1 rRNA gene and 1 other annotated feature (both running past the window's edge) are annotated in these 2,891 nt (G+C 57.3%); the gene reads left to right on the plus strand.

Annotation, left to right across the window (positions count from 1 at the left end):
* Nucleotides 1-409 (plus strand) — a sequence feature (mutual gap in cmsearch alignment for this rRNA model is longer than 100) (it extends 1,079 nt beyond the left edge of the window).
* A gap of 317 nt (nucleotides 410-726) precedes the next feature.
* Nucleotides 727-2,891, plus strand: a 23S ribosomal RNA gene (locus tag SSBG_RS26670); it runs 878 nt beyond the window's last position.

The following is a 2,891-nucleotide window of genomic DNA, read 5'->3' on the forward strand; positions in this document are numbered from 1 at the left end:
TGTTGGGGACTCACGGGAGACCGCCGGGGTCAACTCGGAGGAAGGTGGGGACGACGTCAAGTCATCATGCCCCTTATGTCTTGGGCTGCACACGTGCTACAATGGCCGGTACAATGAGCTGCGATACCGTGAGGTGGAGCGAATCTCAAAAAGCCGGTCTCAGTTCGGATTGGGGTCTGCAACTCGACCCCATGAAGTCGGAGTTGCTAGTAATCGCAGATCAGCATTGCTGCGGTGAATACGTTCCCGGGCCTTGTACACACCGCCCGTCACGTCACGAAAGTCGGTAACACCCGAAGCCGGTGGCCCAACCCCTTGTGGGAGGGAGCTGTCGAAGGTGGGACCAGCGATTGGGACGAAGTCGTAACAAGGTAGCCGTACCGGAAGGTGCGGCTGGATCACCTCCTTTCTAAGGAGCATCTGACCCTTTCGGTTTCGGCCGGTGGGGTCCAGAGCCATGACGTCGGCGAATGTTCGACGGTGGTTAGCTCATGGGTGGAACGTTGACTATTCGGCACTCTCAGGTCTTCTTGGGTCGCTAGTACTGCTTCGGCGTGGAACGCGGGACCAGAAGGACTGTGGGTGTCGGGCACGTTGTTGGGTGTCTGAGGGTACGGCCGTTTTGGCTTGCCTTCTTGCCGGCCCCAGTGAACTTGAGACTTTGGTCTTGGGGTGATGGGTGGTTGGTCGTTGTTTGAGAACTGCACAGTGGACGCGAGCATCTGTGGCCAAGTTTTTAAGGGCGCACGGTGGATGCCTTGGTACCAGGAACCGATGAAGGACGTGGGAGGCCGCGATAGGCCCCGGGGAGCTGTCAACCGAGCTTTGATCCGGGGGTGTCCGAATGGGGAAACCCGGCAGTCGTCATGGGCTGTCACCCGCTGCTGAATGTATAGGCAGTGTGGAGGGAACGCGGGGAAGTGAAACATCTCAGTACCCGCAGGAAGAGAAAACAACCGTGATTCCGGGAGTAGTGGCGAGCGAAACCGGATGAGGCCAAACCGTATGTGTGTGATACCCGGCAGGGGTTGCGTGTACGGGGTTGTGGGATTTTTCTTTCACGGTCTGCCGGCCGTGAGGTGAGTCAGAAACCGCCTGTGTAGGCGAAGGACATGCGAAAGGTCCGGCGTAGAGGGTAAGACCCCCGTAGCTGAAACACTGGCGGCTCACTTGAATTTTTCCCAAGTAGCACGGGGCCCGAGAAATCCTGTGTGAATCTGGCGGGACCACCCGCTAAGCCTAAATATTCCCTGGTGACCGATAGCGGATAGTACCGTGAGGGAATGGTGAAAAGTACCGCGGGAGCGGAGTGAAATAGTACCTGAAACCGTGTGCCTACAAGCCGTGGGAGCGTCGCGCGAGGACTTGTCCTTGCGTCGTGACTGCGTGCCTTTTGAAGAATGAGCCTGCGAGTTTGCGGTGTGTTGCGAGGTTAACCCGTGTGGGGAAGCCGTAGCGAAAGCGAGTCCGAACAGGGCGGTGGAGTAGCACGCTCAAGACCCGAAGCGGAGTGAAGCCATGGGCAGGTTGAAGCGGCTGTAAGAGGTCGTGGAGGACCGAACCCACCAGGGTTGAAAACCTGGGGGATGACCTGTGGTTAGGGGTGAAAGGCCAATCAAACTCCGTGATAGCTGGTTCTCCCCGAAATGCATTTAGGTGCAGCGTCGTGTGTTTCTTGCCGGAGGTAGAGCACTGGATAGGCGATGGGCCTTACCGGGTTACTGACCTTAGCCAAACTCCGAATGCCGGTAAGTGAGAGCACGGCAGTGAGACTGTGGGGGATAAGCTCCATGGTCGAGAGGGAAACAGCCCAGAGCATCGACTAAGGCCCCTAAGCGTACGCTAAGTGGGAAAGGATGTGGAGTCGCAGAGACAACCAGGAGGTTGGCTTAGAAGCAGCCACCCTTGAAAGAGTGCGTAATAGCTCACTGGTCTAGTGATTCCGCGCCGACAATGTAGCGGGGCTCAAGCGTACCGCCGAAGTCGTGTCATTGCAGCGTGAAGCCTTAACGGGTGTTGTGATGGGTAGGGGAGCGTCGTGTGCCGGGTGAAGCTGCCGCGGAAGCGAGTGGTGGACGGTTCACGAGTGAGAATGCAGGCATGAGTAGCGATTCACACGTGAGAAACGTGTGCGCCGATTGACTAAGGGTTCCTGGGTCAAGCTGATCTGCCCAGGGTAAGTCGGGACCTAAGGCGAGGCCGACAGGCGTAGTCGATGGATAACCGGTTGATATTCCGGTACCCGCTGTGAAGCGTCAAACATTGAATCCAGTGATGCTAAGCCCGTGAAGCCGCCCTGATCTCTTCGGAGTTGAGGGGAGTGGTGGAGCCGGTGACCCAGGCTGGTAGTAGGTGAGTGATGGGGTGACGCAGGAAGGTAGTCCATCCCGGGCGGTGGTTGTCCCGGGGTAAGGGTGTAGGGCGTTGTGCAGGTAAATCCGTGCAACTTGTGCCTGAGACCTGATGCCGAGCCGATTGTGGTGAAGTGGATGATCCTATGCTGTCGAGAAAAGCCTCTAGCGAGTTTCATGGCGGCCCGTACCCTAAACCGACTCAGGTGGTCTGGTAGAGAATACCGAGGCGTTCGGGTGAACTATGGTTAAGGAACTCGGCAAAATGCCCCCGTAACTTCGGGAGAAGGGGGGCCACACCTGGTGATCACTTTTACAGTGTGAGCTGGGGGTGGCCGCAGAGACCAGCGAGAAGCGACTGTTTACTAAAAACACAGGTCCGTGCGAAGCCGTAAGGCGATGTATACGGACTGACGCCTGCCCGGTGCTGGAACGTTAAGGGGACCGGTTAGCTGACTTTCGGGTTGGCGAAGCTGAGAACTTAAGCGCCAGTAAACGGCGGTGGTAACTATAACCATCCTAAGGTAGCGAAATTCCTTG

The sequence above is a fragment of the Streptomyces sp. SPB074 genome (assembly GCF_000154905.1).
Lineage (GTDB): Bacteria > Actinomycetota > Actinomycetes > Streptomycetales > Streptomycetaceae > Streptomyces.